This window comes from Ferrigenium sp. UT5, from assembly GCF_045866295.1.
GTDB lineage: Bacteria > Pseudomonadota > Gammaproteobacteria > Burkholderiales > Gallionellaceae > Sideroxyarcus.
This window is the reverse complement of sequence record NZ_BAAFRY010000001.1, coordinates 100,721-119,558: the sequence shown is the minus strand read 5'-3', so window position 1 is coordinate 119,558 and position 18,838 is coordinate 100,721. Positions and strand designations below refer to the sequence as shown.

The following is an 18,838-nucleotide window of genomic DNA, read 5'->3' as shown; positions in this document are numbered from 1 at the left end:
CCTCAACGTTCCTGTCGGGTTACCAGGGGTTCTTGCACCCTTGTGGTGAAACCAGGCAGACATCCTGCGGATCGGGTTTCAGCCCGGCCATTTCTCGAACACCGCAATCGACTCCACATGCGAAGTCTGCGGGAACATGTTCATCACCCCCGCCTTCCGCAATCGATAACCCTTCACATGCACCAGAACCTCGGCATCGCGCGCCAGCGTGGAAGGGCTGCAGGAGACATAGACAATGCGGCGCGGCGCGGTTTCATCGCCAATGGATTTCATCAGCTCGATTGCGCCGTCGCGCGGCGGATCGACCAGCCATTTATCGAACCTGCCCAGTTGCAACAGCGCCGCCGCATCCATCTCGAACAAATTCATCGCCTTGAACCCGGTGTTCGCCGCCAGGCCGTTGGACTCGGCGTTTTGCCGGGCGCGCCGCACCAGCGCGTCGCTGCCTTCGATGCCCAGCACCTGCGCCCCGCTGCGCGCGATGGGCAGGGTAAAGTTGCCCAGGCCGCAGAAAAAATCCGCAATGCGCTCGTTCGCCTGCGCACCGAGCAAACGCATGGCGCGTCCCACCATGAGGCGATTCATGTCGCTGTTGACCTGGGTGAATTCGGTCGGCGCGAACGGCATGGTGATGCCGAATTCCGGCAGGCTGTAGTTCAGCGCCGGCGCATCCAGCGGATAGAACGGCTTGACCGTTTCCGGCCCTTTGGTCTGCGTCCAGAACTGCACCTGGTGCTTGTCGGCGAATTCCCGGATCAGTGCCTCATCCGAAGGCGATAGCGCGGCGAGGATGCGCAGCACCAGCACATCCACATGCTCGCCTACTGCGACCTCGATCTGCGGAATGATGTCGCGTACGGTGAACTTTTCGTTCAACTCGCCCAGCAGCGGCAACAGGCTAGCGATCTTGGGCGTGAGAATCTCGCAGTGCCGCATATCGGCCACGTACTTGCCGTTCTGCTCGCGGAAGCCGACCAGCGTCTTCTCCTTCTTCAGCACGTGCCGCACCGACAACCGCGCGCGCTGCCGGTAAGCCCACGGCTGGCCATAGATCGGCGGCAGCAAGGTTTCCGGCCTGACCTTGCCGATGCGCTGCAGATTGTCTTCCAGCACGCGCTGTTTGACATCGACCTGCGCGCGCGGATCAAGGTGCTGCATCGAGCAGCCACCGCACACGCCGAACACCGGGCATTTCGGCTGCACGCGCATATAGGACTGCTTCAGGATCCGTTCAACCTTGGCCTGCTCGTAGTTGTTCTTCTTGCGATACGAGGAATACGTCACGCGCTCGCCGGTCAGCGCACCCTCGATGAAGATCACCTTGCCGTCAGCATGCGCAATGCCGCGACCTTCTTGGTCGAGTGATTCAATGATGACGGGATTCATGCGGATTTCTTTTCAGGCCACTGCGCGAGGAATTCCTTCCAGTGTTTCTCGCCGGATTTATTCAACGTGCTGCGCACCAGCTCCATTTCCTGTTCGTAGCGCGCTTGGCTGAACTGTCCGCGCATCAACTGGAAGCGCGCGAACACCAGGTACGTGTTCACCACGTCGGTCTCGCAGTAATTGCGAATCTCTGCAAGCCGGCCTTGCTGGTAGGCTTCCCACACCTTGCTGCCGTCCATGCCCAGCTTGCCGGGGAAGCCGATCAGCTTGGCCAGTTCGTCCAGCGGCGCATTGGCGCGCCCGGTGTACAGCGCCAGCAGGTCCATCAGGTCGAGGTGGCGCGCATGGTATCGGCTGATGTAGTTGTTCCACTTGAAGTCGCGGTCGTCCTCGCCCTGATCCCAGTAGCGCGGACACTGGATGCCGTGGATCAGGCCGCGATAGTGCAGCACCGGCAGGTCGAAGCCGCCGCCGTTCCAGGACACGATCTGCGGCGTGTATTTTTCGATGCCGTCGAAGAAGCGCTGGATGATGCTGCCCTCGTCATCGCCTGGCTCGCCCAGCGACCACACCTTGAAGTTGTCGCCCTCGCGCAGCACGCAGGAGATCGCGGCGACCTTTTGCAGATGATGCGGCAGAAAATCGCTGCCGATCTTCTGGCGGCGCATCTGAAACGCCATTTCCGCCACTTCGGCGTCGCTGACCGCCGTATCCAGCTCGTACAGCGTGCGCAGCCCGGCGATGTCGGGGATGGTTTCGATGTCGAAGACGAGTGTAGGGTTCATGATGATCGCCGCTATTTCCGGAAGGGTTCGCATGATACCCGAGGCCGCTCCGCCTTCCTATCCGCCCGCTTGACGCCCCGCAGCAAGCGGAAGCGAAACTCAATCTGAACAAGCGGGTAAACAAAAAGTCCGGAGCATCACCCCGGCCTTGATGTGAAGTTGACTTGAATTCAAGAGACTTGAGTCCACGCAGAGCGGTATTGGCACATCACAGCCGGTTGATCACCAGCCCGATTCGCGCTCCGGCGTGGCGCTGATCTTGTGGATGCTCAAGTCGGCGCCGTTGAACTCCTCTTCCTGATCGAGACGGATGCCGACCAGTTGCTTGATCAGGCGATAGACGAGATAACCCCCGCCAAAGGCGATGGCGATGCCGAGCAGGGTTCCGGCGAGTTGCGACATAAAACTGATGCCGCCGAACGCGCTGCCGCCGGTACCGCCCAACGTCCGGGTGCCAAATATCCCCACCGCGATGCCGCCCCACGTGCCGCACAATCCGTGCAACGGCCACACGCCGAGCACATCGTCGATCTTCCAGCGGTTCTGGGTGAGGGTGAACATGACCACGAACAGTGCGCCAGCAACGCCCCCGACGATGAGCGCGCCGATGGGGTGGAAGACATCCGAGCCGGCGCATACCGCGACCAGTCCGGCCAGCGGACCGTTATGCACGAAGCCAGGGTCGTTCTTGCCCAGCCACAATGCGGTAATCGTGCCCCCGACCATCGCCATCAACGAGTTGATGGCGACCAGGCCGCTGATGCCGCTGATGGTCTGCGCCGACATGACGTTAAAGCCGAACCAGCCGACGGTGAGGATCCAGGCACCGAGGGCCAGGAAGGGAATGCTGGACGGCGGATGCGCGGTGATCCGTCCTTCCTTGTTGTACCGGCCATGCCGGGCGCCGAGGAGCAACACCGCCGCAAGCCCGATCCAGCCGCCAACGGCGTGCACCACGACCGAGCCGGCGAAGTCATGGAAGCCCGCGCCAAAGGTTGTTTTCAGCCAATCCTGAATGCCGAAGTGGCCGTTCCAGGCAATCCCCTCGAAAAAGGGATAGACGAAACCCACCAGCAGGAAGGTGGCACCGAGTTGCGGATTGAATCTGGCTCGCTCCGCGATGCCGCCGGAGACGATGGCGGGAATGGCCGCAGCGAAGGTCATCAGGAAGAAGAACTTGACCAGATCGTAACCGTTCTTTTGCGCGAGTTGTTCCGCCCCGGTGAAGAAATGGATGCCGTAGGCGATGCCGTAGCCGATGAAGAAATAGGCAAGCGTGGAAACGGCGAGGTCGCTCAATATCTTGACCAGTGCGTTGACCTGGTTTTTCTTACGCACGGTGCCCAGTTCGAGAAAGGCGAAGCCTGCGTGCATGGCGAGCACCATGATGGCACCGAGCAGGATGAAGAGCGCATCGGTACTGATTTTCAGTTCTTCCATGATATCTCCGGGAAAGTTCAAAACTTTATTATGCATGCAAGGTCCATGCCAGGAAATGCGAGGACTGATTTATCAGGATTTTCCCCGGGAACCTGCGCAACCCTGCGCGGCAAATTCACCAAGTTGGTGCTTGATGGCAGGTCGTGCACCAAGGCGATGCCTTATTCCGGTGCGCGCCAGTCCCCGTTCAGCACCTTGTCCAGCCAGAACAGACCGAGGATGGTTTTGCTATCGGTGATCTTGCCGCTGCGCACCCATTCCAGCGCTTCATCCGGCGCCAGTTCGAACACTTCGAGGAATTCGCCTTCATCCAGCCGGCTGCCATGATGTGTCAGTCCGCGCGCAATGAAGTATTCCATGCGCTCGTCGGAATAACCGATGCACGGCCAGGCGGTAGTGAGATGGGTCCACTCGCGCGCGATGTAGCCGGTTTCCTCCAGCAATTCGCGCTGCGCGGTGACCAGAATGTCTTCGCCCGCGTCGATCTTGCCCGCCGGCAGTTCGATGAATTCGCGCCGCAGCGGATAGCGGTATTGCCGCTCCAGCACCAGCTTGCCGTTGTCCAGCAGCGCGAGCATGGCAACCGCTCCGGGGTGGGTGATGTATTCGCGCGTGCTGCGGCTGCCATCCGGCAATTGCACCTTGTCCTTCAACACCTCGATGAAGCCGCCGTTGTACACCACGCGGCTGTCCAGCTGCTTTTCGGTTAGATCCATATCAGATGAAATCCATAAAAACCTTTGTCAGCCACGGATGAACACGGATTTACACAGATAAAACCGTGCGTCACTCAAGAGCTGCCGGCTCACCTGAATGGTGTGCGTAAAATTGGCAGACAAACTGAGGGGTATCAGCATTTCATCCGTGTTCATCCGTGGCTCAATTTCCAGAATGGTTCCGTTTCTCAGCTCTTCTTGATCACCTGCATCGCGGTCGCCACCATGCCGGCGATGTCAGCGGCGTTGCCGGGCAGGATCATGGTATTGCCCTGTTTGGCGATGTTGCCAAAAGCCTCGACGAACTTTTCCGCGACCTTGAGATTGACCGCGGTCAGCCCGCCTTCGCTCTGGATTGCGGAAGCCACCACGCGCAATGATTCCGCCGTCGCATTGGCGACCAGCAACAAGGCTTCCGCCTCGCCCTGCGCATTGTTGATCGCAGCCTGGCGCGTGCCTTCCGATTCGCGGATGGAAGCGGTCATCAGGCCTTCGGCCAGATTGATCTCTTCCTGCTTCTTGCCCTCGGACTGGGCGATCAGCGCACGCTTCTCGCGCTCGGCGGTGATCTGCTTCTGCATCGCGGCCAGCACTTGCTGCGGCGGGGTGATGTCCTTGATTTCGTAACGCAGCACTTTCACCCCCCAGGTGGGGCTGGCTTCGTCCAGGGCGAACACCACGGTGCGGTTGATCGCCTCGCGGTCTTCCAGCAATTTGTCCAGATCGCGCTTGCCGCATTCGGAACGCAGCGCGGTCTGCGCCAGCATGGTGATGGCGGCCAGATAGTTGGAAGTGCCATAGCTGGCGCGCGCCGCGTCGGTCACCTGGTAATACAGCACGCCGTCCACCTGCACCTGGGTGTTGTCGCGCGTGATGCAGACCTGCGGCTCGATGTCGATCGGAAACTCGGTGAGGCGGTGACGGTAGGCGACGCGGTCCATGAACGGGATGACGATGTTCAGGCCGGGCTCCAGTGTCCGGTTGTATTTGCCGAAGCGCTCGATCACCCAGGCGTTCTGCTGCGGCACGATCTTGATGGTCTGAAAAGCCAGAAAGACGGCAAAGATTCCCAGGACGATAACGAATAGATCCATTGGTACGCTCCTTATTCAACAATCAGACAACTGCCGGCAATATCCTTGATGCGCCAGGTCCGGCGGCCACGGTCGGCCACCGCGTGCTCCGCCAGGCGCGCCTGCCATTCCGCACCGCGGTAGCTGACGCGCAGGTTGTGATCGTCGGCCCAGTGCACCACATTCACTTCCTGCCCGATGTCGTTGGCCAGATTGGTGCGTTCATCCGGTCGGGCGGTGCGCTTCTTCCAGCCGTATATCCACCCCACGCTGGCAGTGCAAAGCACGGCGGCGATGACGCCCTGTACATTCGGGGGCGTGCCGAAATAGGCGGAAAACCCAGCCACCACCAAGCCCAATGCCACCGCCAGCAGATAGAACGTGCCGCTGAACATCTCGGCAATCACCAGCGCAAGCGCGACCAGCCACCAGATCCAATATGCCTCCATCGTGCCTTCCCTCCGGTTGTCGGAGCGGGCATTGTGCCAGCCCGTCGCGCAAATAAAAACTCCCGCCGCAGCGGGAGTGACACCCCGTATCCTGCCCGCTTAATGCAACAACAGCGACTGCTGCACCGAGGCGGCGCACACGGTCATCAGGGCGTTTGGCAAAATCCCGAGCAGCAGCACGGCCAGGCCGTTGATCGAGACCAGCAGCGCACTGTCGGGTTGCAGATAGAGTTTCTCGTGGCTCTCCGGCGCATCGAAATACATCAGCTTGACGATGCGCAGATAGTAGAACGCCCCGATCAGCGAGAACAGCACCGCCAGCACGACCAGCGTGATGTGCCCGGTCTGCACGGCGGCGCTCAAGACCGAGAACTTGGCGTAAAAGCCGATGGTCGGCGGCACCCCTGCCATCGAGAACATCAGCAGCAGCATCATGAAGGCCAGCCATGGGCTGCGCTGGTTGAGCCCCTTGAAGTCGTCGATCTTGTCCGCCTCGAAGCCCTCGCGCGAAAGCAGCATGACCATGCCGAAACCGCCCAGTGTCATCAGCACGTATGCCACGGCGTAGAACATGGCACCGCCGTAACCGTCGAGCGAGCCGCTCAACACGCCAACCAGCAGAAAACCCATGTGGGCGATGGTCGAGTAGGCGAACATGCGCTTGATGTTGGTCTGCGCGATGGCGGTGATGTTGCCGACCGCCATCGACAGCACCGCGAGCACCATCAGCATGCCGGACCAGTGGATCAGCAGCGGTTGCAGCGATTCGACCAGGATGCGCATGACGAAGGCGAAGGCGGCCAGTTTCGGAGCGGAGCCGATGAGCAAGGTCATCGCGGTCGGCGCGCCGTGATAAACATCCGGCACCCACATGTGGAACGGCGCCACGCCCAGCTTGAACGCCAGTCCGGCCACCAGGAAAGCCAGGCCGAACACGAGCAGCAGGGTATTAGCTTCCCCGTTCCGGATCGTAGCGGCGATGGTCTGCACGTCGAGCGAGCCGGTGCCGCCGTAGATCATCGACATGCCGTACAGCAGGAAACCGGAAGCCATCGCGCCGAGGACGAAGTATTTCATGGCCGATTCGCTGGCTACGGCGGAATCGCGTTGCAGGGCGACCATGGCGTACAGGCTCAGCGCCTGCACTTCGAGGCCGATGTACAGCACGACGAAGTTGCTGGCCGAGATCATCACCATCATGCCGAGCATGGCAAGCAGGGCCAGACCGAGGAACTCGGCGGTGAACAGCCCGCGCACGATCAGGTAGCTGCGCGAATACACCAGCATCATGGATACCGCCAGATAGGTCAGTAGCTTGAGCACATCGGACATCAGGTCATCCACGAACATGCCGTTGAACAGGTAGGCAATCCCGTCCACATGGCTGCTCACCGTGATCAGCGAACAACCCAGCAGCGTCAACTGGGTCAGCAGATAGGTCAGGGTGCGCGTTTGTCCGGGCAGGAACTGGTCGGCGATCAGAATCACGCCGATCATGGTCAGCAAAAAAATCTCGGCGTAGGCGGGTAACAGGGTTGCGATGTAGCTCATAACGTCCTCTTAGATTTTGGAGCGCGCCAGATGCACCAGCAGGTCGTTCACCGAAGCATGCAATATCTCGGATAGCGGCAAGGGATACAGGCCCACCAGCAGCACCGCCACGGCCAGCGACAGCATCACCAGTTTTTCGCGGCCGCCGATGTCGCGCAGATGCTTGACATGGTCGTTGGCGACGGCGCCGAAGATCACCCGTTTGTACATCCACAGGGTGTAGGCGGCACCAAACACCATCGTCGTTGCCGCCGCGAAGGCAAACCAGAAATTGACCTTGACCGCCCCCAGGATGACCATGAATTCACCCACAAAACCGCTGGTGCCGGGCAGACCGCTGTTAGCCATGGCGAACAGCATGAAGAACGCGGCAAACACCGGCATGGTATTGGCCACACCCCCGTAATCCACGATCTGGCGCGAATGCACGCGGTCATACAGCACGCCGATACAGAGGAACAGTGCGCCCGCCACAAATCCGTGCGAGATCATCTGCAATATCGCGCCTTCCATGCCGTAGGCATTGAAAATGAACAGGCCGAGGGTGACAAAGCCCATGTGCGAGATGGAAGAATAGGCCACCAGTTTTTTCATGTCGGCCTGGGTCAGCGCGACCAGACCGATATACACCACGGCGATCAGCGACAGCGCGATCATCACACCGGACAGCTCATGGCTGGCATCCGGCGCGATCGGCATCGAAAAGCGGATGAAACCGTAGGCTCCAACCTTCAGCATGATCGCGGCCAGAATGACCGAGCCGCCGGTGGGCGCTTCCACGTGCGCATCCGGCAACCAGGTGTGCACCGGGAACATCGGCACCTTGACCGCGAACGCCATGAAGAAGGCGATGAAGATCAGGATCTGCGCGTTCATCGTCAGCGGCAACTGGTAGTAATCGAGGAGGTTGAAACTCCCCGACTTGAAGTACAGGTACAGCAAGGCCACCAGCATCAGCAGGGAACCGAGCAGGGTGTAGAGGAAGAACTTGAGCGCGGCATACACGCGGTTGGGTCCGCCCCACACGCCGATGATGATGAACATCGGGATCAGCATGGCTTCCCAGAATACGTAGAACAGCACCGCGTCCAGCGCGGCAAACACGCCGTTGATCAGGCCGGACATGATGAGGAAACTGGCCATGTATTGCGCCACCCGTTTCTCGATCACCTGCCAGCCCGCAATCACCACAACCAGGGTGAAAAAACAGTTGAGCAGAATGAGCAACAGGGAAATCCCGTCCATGCCGAGGTGATAGTGGATGTTGAACATGCTGATCCAGGGCTTCAACTCGACGAACTGCATGGCGCTGGTCATGCGGTCGAAGCCGGTGTACAGCGGCAGCGCCACCAGCAGGCCGAGCACTGCGCCGAGCAGCGCAACCCAGCGCGCAAGCGCTGCATTGCGGTCATTTCCGGTCATCAGCACCAGCCCGCCGAATACGATGGGCAGCCAGATGACGACGCTTAACAACGGGTATCCGAAAATCATGCTTCTTCCTTCTTTATCGGCCGGGCGTTGACCCGGCACCTTAACCATGCCGGGCCAACGCCCGGCCTGCCGCTATACAAACCAGGTACGCACGGTCAGCAACAGCGACACACCCAGGATCATCCAGAATGCGTAGTGATAGACATAGCCGGTCTGAAATCCGCGCAACACACCGGAGAACATGCCGACCATTTTTGCCGCACCGTTGACGAAGAATCCGTCGATGAATTTCACGTCGCCGAATTTCCACAGGATTCGGCTCGCACCGCGCGCGCCGCCGGCGAAGAACCAGTCATTGAAACGGTCAAAATAGTATTTCTGTTCGAGCAAGATATAGAGCGGCGCAAACATTTTCTGCACTTTGGCCGGAATGTCCGTGCGCTTCATGTAGCAGAACCAGGCGACGAATACGCCGGCCACGGCCAGCCAGAACGGCAGCGTAGTCAGGGCATGCAGCACCATGCCCACCGGGCCCTCGAAGTGCTCGTACATTTCGTGCATCGCCGGATGGTCGTCGGAAATGAACAGCGCGTCGCCAAAATACTCGCCGTGCAACATCGGGCCGATGGTGAAAAAGCCGATCGCCACCGACGGAATCGCCAACAGGATGAGCGGCAGGGTGATGACCCATGAAGTCTCGTGCGGCTTCTGCCCCGGCGCGAGGCCGTGGTGTTCGTCTTGGCCGTGCGCGTCGTGGCCATGCTGCGCCTTGCCAAAACGTTCCTCGCCGTGGAAGACCAGGAAGTACATGCGGAAGGAATAGAGGGCGGTCACGAACACCCCGGCCACCACCGCAAAGTAGGCAAAGCCGGCACCCGGGATCTGGCTCAGCTGCACCGCCTCGATGATGCTGTCCTTGGAATAGAAGCCGGAAAAGAACGGTGTTCCGATGAGCGCCAGCGAACCGATCAGCGAGGTGATCCAGGTGATGGGCATGTATTTCTTCAGGCCGCCCATGTTGCGGATATCCTGGTCGTGGTGCATGGCGATGATGACGGAGCCCGCGGCGAGGAACAGCAGCGCCTTGAAGAAGGCGTGCGTCATTAGGTGGAAGATGGCGCCGGTGTACATCGAGGCGCCGAGCGCCACGGTCATGTAGCCGAGTTGGGACAAAGTCGAATAAGCCACGACGCGTTTGATGTCGTTCTGGATGATGCCGAGGAAACCCATGAACAGCGCGGTGATGCCGCCGATGACCAGGATGAAGGACAGCGCGGTGTCGGACAGCTCGAACAGCGGCGACATGCGCGCCACCATGAAGATCCCGGCGGTCACCATGGTCGCGGCGTGGATCAGGGCGGAGATCGGGGTCGGGCCTTCCATCGAATCGGGCAGCCACACATGCAGCGGGAACTGCGCGGACTTGGCCATCGCGCCGATGAACAGCAGGATGCAGATGGCGCTGAGCAGATTCCAGGTCACGCCCGGGATGGGGGCGATGTCGTTCACGTAGTTCTGCGCGTTGTTGAACACCGATTGGTAATCCAGGGTGCCGAACACCATCAGCACCAGCGCGATGCCGAGCACGAAACCGAAGTCGCCCACACGGTTGACCAAAAAGGCCTTGAGGTTGGCGTAGATCGCGGTCGGACGGGTGTACCAGAAACCGATCAGCAGGTAGGAGACCAGGCCCACCGCCTCCCAGCCGAAGAACAGTTGCAGAAAGTTGTTGGCCATCACCAGCATCAGCATGGAGAAGGTGAACAGCGAGATGTAGCTGAAGAAGCGCTGGTAGCCGGGGTCTTCTGCCATATAGCCGATGGTGTAGATGTGCACCATGAGCGAGACGAAGGTGACCACCAGCATCATGGTCACGCTCAACTTGTCGATCATGAAACCAACCTGGAAGCTGGTATCGCCGGAGGTCAGCCAGGTATAGATCGGGCCGTTGAAGGTATTGCCCGCCGACACATCGCTGAAGATCGCCAGCGAGGCGAGGAAGGAAACCGCCACCAGCGCGATCGTGATGCGGTGCGACCCGGTGCGCCCCAGCCACTTGCCGAACAGGCCGGCCGCGATTGCGCCCGCCAGTGGCGCCAGCGGAACGAGCAGATACAGGCTTTTCATATCCATTTGCATCAACCTTTCAGGGAATCCAGATCATCCACATTGATGGTGCGCAAGTTGCGGAACAACACCACCAGAATCGCCAGCCCGATGGCGGCTTCCGCCGCCGCGACCGTCAGGATGAAGAACACGAAAATCTGTCCGGCCGCGTCGTTCAGGTAGTGCGAGAACGCGACGAAGTTGGTGTTCACCGCCAGCAACATCAGTTCGATCGCCATCAGCAGCACGATCAGGTTCTTGCGGTTGAGGAAGATGCCGACCACGCTGATGGCGAACAGCACCGCTCCCAGCACAAGATAATGCGAAAGACCCAGATTCAACATGACTTCCCCTTTGTATTCACTTGGGCGCGCGGGCGGACGCGTCGTCCGCCGACCGCTTCACCGCCGGCATGGAAACCAGCCGCACCCGGTCGGCGCGCTTGACCTGGACCTGCCTGCTGATTTGCTGCGACTTCGAATCGCGGCGGCGGCGGAAGGTCAGCGCGATCGCGGCCACCATGGCCACCAGCAGCAGCACCGCCGCCAGTTCGAACGGATAGACGTAATCGGTATAGATCAGCCGTCCCAGTTCCTTGGTGTTGCTGTAATCCGCCGCGTGCCTGACGGCGGTCATGCCGGCGGAACTCGCCTTGTCCCCCAGCACCCAGACCATCTGCACCACGATCAATGTCGCCAACAGGGCGCCCGCCGGCAGCCACTGCCAGAAGCCTTTGCGCAGTTGTTCGAGGTTGATGTCCAGCATCATCACCACGAACAGGAACAGCACCATGACCGCACCCACATACACCAGCACCAGGGTGATGGCCAGGAATTCGGCTTCCAGCAGCAGCCAGATGCCGGCGCTGCTGACGAAGGCGAGGACCAGGAACAGCACCGCATGCAACGGGTTGCGCGCGGTAATCACCCGCAGCGCGGCGAACACGACCACGGCGGCGAACAGGTAGAACAGAATGGTTTCAAAATTCATGGGGCTTCCTCAAATTACCGGTACTTGGCATCGGCGGCACGATCCAGGGCGATCTGCTGCTCGTACTGGTCGCCGACCGCCAGCAACTTGTCCTTGGTGTAATACAGGTCGCCGCGGTTCTCGCCGTGATATTCAAAGATGCGCGTCTCGACGATGGCGTCCACCGGACAGGATTCCTCGCAGAATCCGCAGAAGATGCACTTGGTCAGATCGATGTCGTATTGCGTGGTGCGGCGCGAACCGTCGGCGCGTTCAGCCACCTCAATCTTGATCGCGAGGGCGGGACAAACCGCCTCGCACAACTTGCAGGCGATGCAACGTTCCTCGCCGTTGGGGTAACGCCGCTGTGCATGCAGGCCGCGGAAGCGGTAGCTCTGCGGGGTCTTCTCCTCCGGATACTGGACGGTGATGTGGCGCGCGAAGAAATACCGCCCGGTGACCGACATGCCCTTGAGCAATTCGAGCAGCAAAAAACTCTTGAAGAAATTGATCAGTTTTTTCATTTTTTCTCCTCACCCCTTACCACAGCCAGTACGGGGTCTGCATCCATGCCGCGATCACCACCACCCAGACCAGGGTCAGCGGGATGAACACCTTCCAGCCCAGACGCATCAACTGGTCATAGCGATAGCGCGGGAAGGTCGCACGGAACCACAGGAAGATGAACAGCATGGCGGACATCTTGGCCAGCATCCAGACCAGTCCTGGAATCTGGTTGAACGGCTGGATATCGAGCGGCGGCAACCAGCCCCCGAGAAACATGACCGAGGTCAGCGCCGCAATCAGAATCATGTTGGCGTATTCGGCGAGGAAGAACAGGGCAAAGCCCATGCCGGAGTATTCGACATGGAAGCCCGCCACGATCTCCGACTCGCCTTCGGCGAGGTCGAACGGCGCGCGGTTGGTTTCCGCCACGCCGGCGAGGAAATACACGACGAACATCGGGAACAGCGGGATGAAGTACCAGCCGAGCAGGCCGTAACCGTTGCTCTGCCCGCGCACGATATCGCCAAAATTCATGCTTTGCGCGGCCAGCAATACACAGACCAGGGCAAATCCCATCGCCAGTTCGTAGGACACGATCTGGGCCGCCGAACGCAGGGCACCCAAGAAGGCGTATTTCGAGTTGGAGGCCCAACCGGCGATGATGATGCCGTACACCCCGAGCGAGGTCATCGCCAGCAGGTAGAGCATGCCCGCGTTGACGTCCGCCAGGATCAGGCCGTCATCGAACGGGATCACCGCCCACGCCGAGAGCGCCGGCACCAGCGCCAGCACGGGGGCGGCGAGGAACAGGAATTTGTTGGAGTTGGCCGGGATGATGACTTCCTTCATCAGCAGCTTGATCCCGTCCGCGACGGGTTGCAGCAAACCCCAATATCCGACGCGGTTGGGGCCGGGCCGAATCTGCATGAAGCCAAGAATTTTGCGCTCGGCCAGCGTCAGATAGGCCACGCCGCCCATGATCGGCGCAACGATAATCATGATCTTGATCGCCGTCCACACCGGCAGCCAGGCTGCCCCGAGTAAATCCTGTCCTGCGCTTTGCAAGGTTTGCAGCAGTTCCATCATGCGCGCTCCACCGTGATCGTTCCGAACATCGCGCCCAGTGCGGCAGTCGCCGCATGGCCTGCAGCCACGCGCACCACCCCCTTGGGTAACCTGGCGTCAGCGGCCGCGCGCAGCGTGACGCTGCCCGCCCCCTGGCTGATCCTGACGTCGGCACCGGGTTCGATGCCGAGCTTGTGCAATTCTTCCGGATGCAGCGAGGCCTTGGGCGGTGCCGCGTCCGCCGTTGCCTGCAACGGGGGGGCGCGCCGCACCACGGCATCGGTTGCGTAGATCGGCACTTCCGCCACGCGCTGCAAACCGCCGGCCGGCGCCCGAGGTTGCACGTCAACGTTGGCAAGGGCGTTGTCCAGACTGTTAATCTGAATACCGGCCAGCACCTGGTCGCGCACCGCCTCGGAGGAGTCGAAATCAAAGCCGTCGAGCTCGAGCAGATTGCCCAGCACGCGCAACACTTTCCACGCCGGGCGTGCTTCGCCCAGCGGCCGGACGGCGCCCTTGAACGTTTGCACGCGGCCTTCGCTGCTGATGAAGGTACCGGATGTTTCGGTGAACGGCGCGATCGGCAGCAACACATCCGCATAATCCAGCGCGCGGTGTTTGTAGGCGGAAAGAACTATCACCGTATCGGCACCGCCCAGTGCAGCCAGTGCCTGTTGCGGATCGGCGCAATCCAGCTCCGCTTCCACGTTGAGCAGAACATAGGCCTTGCGCGGTTGCGCCAGCATGCTGCGCGCGTTCAATCCGTTCGCGCCAGGCGTGGCGTGGGCGAGGTATCCCCCCACGCTATTCGCCGCCTCGCCGATGAAGCCGAACTTGCCGGCGGTGGCAGCCGCGATCTGCTGCGCCAGCGCTTGCAGTTGCGCCGCCTGCGGATGTTGCTGGGCAAAGTTGCCGAGCAGAATGACCACGCGTTCGCCGCCAGCCAGACTGCCTGCGATGCCGCCCGTCTGTTTTTCCGACAAATCCTTGGCCACCTGCGCCATTGCATCAACCATTGCATCCGGTGCAACTATGGCTTTGTGTGCCACCCGCATCAACAGATCATCATCGACTGCGTGAATAATGCTGACCTGTGCGCCGCGTTTCACGGCCTGGCGGATGCGTGCGGCCAGCAACGGATGATCCTTGCGCAGGAAACTGCCGACGATGAGCAGGCGGTCGGCTTGGCCGATGTCGCCCACCGACATTCCCAGCCAGGGCGCGCCCTGCCGTTTTCCATCGAGGGAGAAATCGCTCTGGCGCAGACGGAAGTCCACGTTTTCGCTGCCGAGACCGCGCATCAGTTTCTGCAACAGATGCAACTCCTCCAGCGTGGAGTTGGCGGTTGCCAGGGCGCCGACGTGTTCCGCGCCCGCACCGCGCGAGATCTGGAGCAAGCCGTTCGCCGCATAATCCAGCGCGACCGGCCACGCCACTTCCTGCCACTTGCCATCCTGCTTGATCATCGGCCGGGTCAGGCGCTCGTCCGAATTCAATCCGGTATAGGCAAAGCGATCCTTGTCCGACAGCCAGCATTCGTTGATGTCTTCGTTTTCGATCGGCAATACGCGCAATACTTGATTGTTCTGGGTCTGCACCGCCAGATTGGAACCGAGGCTGTCGTGCGCGCTCACCGAGCGGCGGCGCGACAATTCCCATGCCCGCGCTTTGTAGCGGAACGGCTTGCTGGTCAGTGCGCCGACCGGGCACAGATCGATCATGTTGCCGGAGAGCTCGGATTCGACCGCGCCCGACACGAACGACATGATCTCGGCATGTTCGCCACGGAACGCCTGCCCCAGCTCCATCTGGCCGGCAATCTCCTGGCCGAAACGCACGCAGCGCGTGCAGTTGATGCAGCGGCTCATCTCTTCCGCCGACACCAGCGGGCCGATGTCCTTGGCCAGCACGGTGCGCTTTTCCTCGTGATAGCGGGAATTCCCGCCGCCGTAACCGACCGAGATGTCCTGCAACAGGCACTCCCCGCCCTGGTCGCAGATCGGGCAGTCCAGCGGGTGATTGATCAGCAGGAATTCCATCACGCCTTTCTGCGCCTTCACCGCGAGCTTGGAATGGGTGAACACCTTCATCCCTTCCGCGACCGGCGTGGCGCAGGCGGGCAAAGGTTTGGGGGCCTTTTCCACCTCAACCAGACACATGCGGCAGTTGGCGGCGATGGAAAGCTTCTTGTGATAACAGAAATGCGGAATATGGATACCGGCCTGATGCGCTGCCTCGATTACGGTCGCGCCGCTCTCGGTTTGAATCCGCTTGCCGTCAATTTCGATGTTGATCATTGCTCACCTATCCTGTTCAGTCTTGCACCAGGCAGCGCTTGTGCTCGATGTGATATTCGAATTCCTTGCGGAAGTGCTTGAGCATGCCCTGCACCGGCCATGCCGCCGCGTCCCCCAGTGCACAGATGGTGCGCCCGGCGATGTTTTCGCACAGGTCGAGCAGCAATTGCAGGTCTTCCGGGCGGCCCTGGCCATGCTCGATGCGGTGCACGATGCGGTACAGCCAGCCGGTGCCCTCGCGGCACGGCGTGCACTGGCCGCAGGATTCCTCGTGGTAAAAATAGGACAGACGCTCCAGTGCGCGCACCATGCAGGTGGTGTCGTCCATCACGATCACGGCACCCGACCCCAGATACGATCCGGCCTTTTGTAGCGAGTCGTAGTCCATGTTCACGTTCATCATGATCTCGGCCGGCAGCACCGGCATCGACGATCCGCCGGGAATCACCGCCTTCAGCTTGTGGCCGTTGCGCACCCCTCCCGCCATCTCCAGCAGTTTGGCGAACGGCGTGCCCATCGGCACTTCGAAGTTGCCCGGCTTGTTGACGTGACCCGAGACGGAAAACAGCTTGATGCCGCCGCTGTTGGGCACACCGAGATCGGCAAACTTCTTTCCGCCCTCGCGGATGATGTAGGGCACGCTGGCGAATGTCTCGGTGTTGTTGATGGTGGTCGGCTTGCCGTACAAGCCGAAGTTGGCCGGAAACGGCGGCTTGTAACGCGGCTGCCCCTTCTTGCCTTCGATCGACTCCAGCAGCGCCGTCTCTTCTCCGCACACGTAAGCGCCGTAGCCGAGATGATTATGCAGGTCGAAATCGAAACCGAGGCCGAGGATATTGGCGCCCAGATAACCCGCCCGGCGCGCCTCATCGCAGGCCGCTTCCATGCGCTCGTAGGCTTCGAAGATTTCGCCGTGGATGTAGTTGTAGCCGGTCTTCACTCCCGTCGCATATGCGGCGATGGCCATGCCCTCGATCAGCGCATGCGGGTTGTAGCGCAGAATGTCCCAGTCCTTGCAGGTGCCGGGTTCGCCCTCGTCGGAATTGCACACCAGATATTTCTCGCCGGCGTAGTTCTTTGGCATGAACGTCCATTTCAGACCGGTGGGAAATCCAGCGCCGCCGCGCCCGCGCAGGTTGGAGGTTTTGACTTCGTTGATGACGGCCTCGGGCGCGATCTTTTCCGAGAGCACCTTGCGCAAGGCCTGGTAGCCGCCGACTTTGAGGTAGTTTTCCAGCGTCCATGGCTGGTCGAATTGCAGCGTGTTGTAGATAACCGAGGCGCTCATTGCTTATCCAGTTCTGCCAGAATCTGGTCGATTTTTTCAGGCGTCAGGCGGCCGCACAGTTTTTTGTTGCTGACCGTCAGCAACGGCGCGTCCACGCAGGCCCCCATGCACTCGCCTTCGCGCAGGCCATACTTGCCGTCGGGGGTCACTTCGCCCAGTTTGATGCCGAGCTTCTGCTCAAGATAGCCCACCGTATCCAGCGCGCCGCACAGGGTGCACGACAGGTTGGTGCACACGGTCAGGGTATGCCTGCCCATCGGCTTCAGGTTGTACATGTGGTAGAAGGTCGCCACCTCGTACACGGCCATCTGCGGCATGCCGAGATAGGCGGCAACATCCGCCATGTCCGCGCTGGCGATCCAGCCCTTTTCGTCCTGCACGAAGCGCAGGGCCGCCATGACGGCCGACTGCCGCTGGTCGGCGGGATATTTTTTCAACTCGCGGTCTATCGCCGCGGTTACAGTGGATGACAACATTAGCGGTCTATCTCCCCGAAAACAATGTCCTGTGTGCCGATGATCGCCACCACGTCGGCAATCATGTGTCCGCGCGCCATCTCGTCCAGTCCGGCGAGGTGCGCAAAACCGGGCGCGCGAATCTTCATGCGATAGGGTTTGTTCGCCCCGTCCGACACCAGATAGATGCCAAATTCGCCCTTGGGGTGTTCGACGGCGGAATACACCTCGCCGGCGGGCACATGGAAACCCTCGGTGAACAGCTTGAAGTGATGAATCAGCTCTTCCATGTTCTGCTTCATCGCCTCGCGTTTGGGCGGCACGAACTTGGAGTCGCCGGCAATCACGGGGCCCGGATTCTGGCGCAGCCAGGTGATGCACTGCTTGATGATACGGTTGGATTGGCGCATCTCTTCCATGCGCACCAGATAGCGGTCGTAGCAGTCGCCCTCGACGCCCACCGGAATATCGAAATCCAGGCGATCATAGACTTCATACGGCTGCTTCTTGCGCAGATCCCACGCCACCCCCGATCCGCGCAGCATCGGCCCGGTGAAGCCCATGGCCATGGCCCGTTCCGGACTGACCACGCCGATCCCGACCGTGCGCTGTTTCCAGATGCGGTTGTCGGTCAGCAGGGTTTCATACTCATCCACGTAACCGGGGAAGCGCTGCGTAAAGGCTTCAAGAAAATCCAGCAGCGAACCCTGGCGGTCTGCATTCATCTTTTTGATCGCCGCCTCGTTGTGAATCTTGCTCGCGCGGTATTGCGGCATGCTGTCCGGCAGGTCGCGATACACCCCGCCCGGACGATAGTAGGCGGCATGCATGCGCGCGCCGGATACCGCCTCGTAAGCGTCGAACAGATCCTCGCGCTCGCGGAAGGTGTAGAAAAACATGGTCATCGCACCGAGGTCGATGCCGGATGCCCCCAGCCACAGCAGATGATTCAGGAGGCGCGTGATCTCGTCGAACATCACGCGGATGTATTGCGCGCGCAACGGCACCTCGATGCCGGACAACTTCTCGATCGCCATCACGTAGGCGTGCTCGTTCACCATCATCGAGACGTAATCGAGGCGATCCATGTAGGGCACGGATTGCAGGAAAGTCTTGTGCTCGGCCAGTTTCTCCGTGGCGCGGTGCAACAGGCCGATGTGCGGGTCGGCCCGCTCGATGACTTCGCCGTCCAGCTCCAGCACCAGGCGCAGCACGCCGTGCGCCGCCGGATGCTGCGGCCCAAAATTCATGGTGTAATTTTTTATTTCAGCCATAACTCCGCCTATCTCAACACCTGATTCAACGTGCGCCCACCCTGAA

General features: G+C 60.6%; 17 protein-coding genes. All 17 read right to left on the bottom strand.

The window, feature by feature from the left end; genetic code table 11:
- Positions 1 to 78: 78 nt before the first annotated feature.
- The 17 genes from rlmD to ACKTSJ_RS00530 all read right to left on the bottom strand — a co-directional run bounded on the left by rlmD (position 79) and on the right by ACKTSJ_RS00530 (position 18,792).
- Entirely contained in the window at positions 79 to 1,386 is a 1,308-nt protein-coding gene (rlmD, locus tag ACKTSJ_RS00610) for a 23S rRNA (uracil(1939)-C(5))-methyltransferase RlmD (protein ID WP_407896350.1), read from the bottom strand.
- On the bottom strand, positions 1,383 to 2,171 hold the full coding sequence (locus ACKTSJ_RS00605) for a 3'-5' exonuclease (protein WP_407896348.1): 789 nt from the start codon (positions 2,169 to 2,171) through the stop codon (positions 1,383 to 1,385). Before ACKTSJ_RS00605 ends, rlmD begins: the two co-directional genes overlap by 4 nt.
- Before the next feature lie 222 nt (positions 2,172 to 2,393).
- A complete protein-coding gene (locus tag ACKTSJ_RS00600; RefSeq protein ID WP_407896346.1) occupies positions 2,394 to 3,611 on the bottom strand; it encodes an ammonium transporter in 1,218 nt (405 codons plus the stop codon).
- Positions 3,612 to 3,772: 161 nt separating this feature from the next.
- Positions 3,773 to 4,327, bottom strand: a complete 555-nt coding sequence (locus tag ACKTSJ_RS00595) for an NUDIX domain-containing protein (protein WP_407896344.1) — start codon at positions 4,325 to 4,327, stop codon at positions 3,773 to 3,775.
- Positions 4,328 to 4,515: 188 nt separating this feature from the next.
- Positions 4,516 to 5,421: an SPFH domain-containing protein gene (locus ACKTSJ_RS00590; RefSeq protein ID WP_407896342.1), complete on the bottom strand. Its 906-nt coding sequence runs from the start codon at positions 5,419 to 5,421 to the stop codon at positions 4,516 to 4,518.
- Between the two features lie 11 nt (positions 5,422 to 5,432).
- Positions 5,433 to 5,849, bottom strand: coding sequence for an NfeD family protein (locus tag ACKTSJ_RS00585; protein ID WP_407896340.1), 417 nt, complete (start codon positions 5,847 to 5,849; stop codon positions 5,433 to 5,435).
- 99 nt (positions 5,850 to 5,948) lie between these two features.
- On the bottom strand, positions 5,949 to 7,400 hold the full coding sequence (gene nuoN, locus ACKTSJ_RS00580) for an NADH-quinone oxidoreductase subunit NuoN (protein ID WP_407896338.1): 1,452 nt from the start codon (positions 7,398 to 7,400) through the stop codon (positions 5,949 to 5,951).
- Between the two features lie 9 nt (positions 7,401 to 7,409).
- Complete coding sequence (locus ACKTSJ_RS00575) at positions 7,410 to 8,891, bottom strand: NADH-quinone oxidoreductase subunit M (protein ID WP_407896336.1); 1,482 nt, start codon at positions 8,889 to 8,891, stop codon at positions 7,410 to 7,412.
- Between the two features lie 72 nt (positions 8,892 to 8,963).
- Positions 8,964 to 10,964, bottom strand: a complete 2,001-nt coding sequence (gene nuoL, locus ACKTSJ_RS00570; protein ID WP_407896334.1) for an NADH-quinone oxidoreductase subunit L — start codon at positions 10,962 to 10,964, stop codon at positions 8,964 to 8,966.
- 5 nt (positions 10,965 to 10,969) lie between these two features.
- On the bottom strand, positions 10,970 to 11,281 hold the full coding sequence (gene nuoK / locus ACKTSJ_RS00565) for an NADH-quinone oxidoreductase subunit NuoK (protein ID WP_407896332.1): 312 nt from the start codon (positions 11,279 to 11,281) through the stop codon (positions 10,970 to 10,972).
- A gap of 16 nt (positions 11,282 to 11,297) precedes the next feature.
- On the bottom strand, positions 11,298 to 11,927 hold the full coding sequence (locus tag ACKTSJ_RS00560) for an NADH-quinone oxidoreductase subunit J (protein WP_407896330.1): 630 nt from the start codon (positions 11,925 to 11,927) through the stop codon (positions 11,298 to 11,300).
- Between the two features lie 14 nt (positions 11,928 to 11,941).
- Complete coding sequence (gene nuoI, locus ACKTSJ_RS00555; protein ID WP_407896328.1) at positions 11,942 to 12,430, bottom strand: NADH-quinone oxidoreductase subunit NuoI; 489 nt, start codon at positions 12,428 to 12,430, stop codon at positions 11,942 to 11,944.
- Positions 12,431 to 12,446: 16 nt separating this feature from the next.
- Positions 12,447 to 13,499, bottom strand: coding sequence for an NADH-quinone oxidoreductase subunit NuoH (gene nuoH / locus ACKTSJ_RS00550; RefSeq protein WP_407896326.1), 1,053 nt, complete (start codon positions 13,497 to 13,499; stop codon positions 12,447 to 12,449).
- The gene (gene nuoG, locus ACKTSJ_RS00545) at positions 13,496 to 15,775 is read right to left on the bottom strand and encodes an NADH-quinone oxidoreductase subunit NuoG (RefSeq protein WP_407896324.1); all 2,280 of its coding nucleotides are present in this window, start codon (positions 15,773 to 15,775) and stop codon (positions 13,496 to 13,498) included. The genes nuoH and nuoG overlap by 4 nt, the downstream gene beginning before the upstream one ends.
- Before the next feature lie 16 nt (positions 15,776 to 15,791).
- Positions 15,792 to 17,063, bottom strand: coding sequence for an NADH-quinone oxidoreductase subunit NuoF (nuoF, locus tag ACKTSJ_RS00540; RefSeq protein WP_407896322.1), 1,272 nt, complete (start codon positions 17,061 to 17,063; stop codon positions 15,792 to 15,794).
- A complete protein-coding gene (nuoE, locus tag ACKTSJ_RS00535; protein ID WP_407896320.1) occupies positions 17,060 to 17,539 on the bottom strand; it encodes an NADH-quinone oxidoreductase subunit NuoE in 480 nt (159 codons plus the stop codon). Before nuoE ends, nuoF begins: the two co-directional genes overlap by 4 nt.
- A complete protein-coding gene (locus tag ACKTSJ_RS00530; protein WP_407896319.1) occupies positions 17,539 to 18,792 on the bottom strand; it encodes an NADH-quinone oxidoreductase subunit D in 1,254 nt (417 codons plus the stop codon). Before ACKTSJ_RS00530 ends, nuoE begins: the two co-directional genes overlap by 1 nt.
- Between the last annotated feature and the right edge of the window lie 46 nt (positions 18,793 to 18,838).

Bases quoted from the DNA above. Each gene is read 5' to 3' on its own strand.
- rlmD (WP_407896350.1), bottom strand. From the start codon at position 1,386: ATGAATCCCGTCATCATTGAATCACTCGACCAAGAAGGTCGCGGCATT.
- ACKTSJ_RS00605 (WP_407896348.1), bottom strand. From the start codon at position 2,171: ATGAACCCTACACTCGTCTTCGACATCGAAACCATCCCCGACATCGCC.
- ACKTSJ_RS00600 (WP_407896346.1), bottom strand. From the start codon at position 3,611: ATGGAAGAACTGAAAATCAGTACCGATGCGCTCTTCATCCTGCTCGGT.
- ACKTSJ_RS00595 (WP_407896344.1), bottom strand. From the start codon at position 4,327: ATGGATCTAACCGAAAAGCAGCTGGACAGCCGCGTGGTGTACAACGGC.
- ACKTSJ_RS00590 (WP_407896342.1), bottom strand. From the start codon at position 5,421: ATGGATCTATTCGTTATCGTCCTGGGAATCTTTGCCGTCTTTCTGGCT.
- ACKTSJ_RS00585 (WP_407896340.1), bottom strand. From the start codon at position 5,849: ATGGAGGCATATTGGATCTGGTGGCTGGTCGCGCTTGCGCTGGTGATT.
- nuoN (WP_407896338.1), bottom strand. From the start codon at position 7,400: ATGAGCTACATCGCAACCCTGTTACCCGCCTACGCCGAGATTTTTTTG.
- ACKTSJ_RS00575 (WP_407896336.1), bottom strand. From the start codon at position 8,891: ATGATTTTCGGATACCCGTTGTTAAGCGTCGTCATCTGGCTGCCCATC.
- nuoL (WP_407896334.1), bottom strand. From the start codon at position 10,964: ATGGATATGAAAAGCCTGTATCTGCTCGTTCCGCTGGCGCCACTGGCG.
- nuoK (WP_407896332.1), bottom strand. From the start codon at position 11,281: ATGTTGAATCTGGGTCTTTCGCATTATCTTGTGCTGGGAGCGGTGCTG.
- ACKTSJ_RS00560 (WP_407896330.1), bottom strand. From the start codon at position 11,927: ATGAATTTTGAAACCATTCTGTTCTACCTGTTCGCCGCCGTGGTCGTG.
- nuoI (WP_407896328.1), bottom strand. From the start codon at position 12,430: ATGAAAAAACTGATCAATTTCTTCAAGAGTTTTTTGCTGCTCGAATTG.
- nuoH (WP_407896326.1), bottom strand. From the start codon at position 13,499: ATGATGGAACTGCTGCAAACCTTGCAAAGCGCAGGACAGGATTTACTC.
- nuoG (WP_407896324.1), bottom strand. From the start codon at position 15,775: ATGATCAACATCGAAATTGACGGCAAGCGGATTCAAACCGAGAGCGGC.
- nuoF (WP_407896322.1), bottom strand. From the start codon at position 17,063: ATGAGCGCCTCGGTTATCTACAACACGCTGCAATTCGACCAGCCATGG.
- nuoE (WP_407896320.1), bottom strand. From the start codon at position 17,539: ATGTTGTCATCCACTGTAACCGCGGCGATAGACCGCGAGTTGAAAAAA.
- ACKTSJ_RS00530 (WP_407896319.1), bottom strand. From the start codon at position 18,792: ATGGCTGAAATAAAAAATTACACCATGAATTTTGGGCCGCAGCATCCG.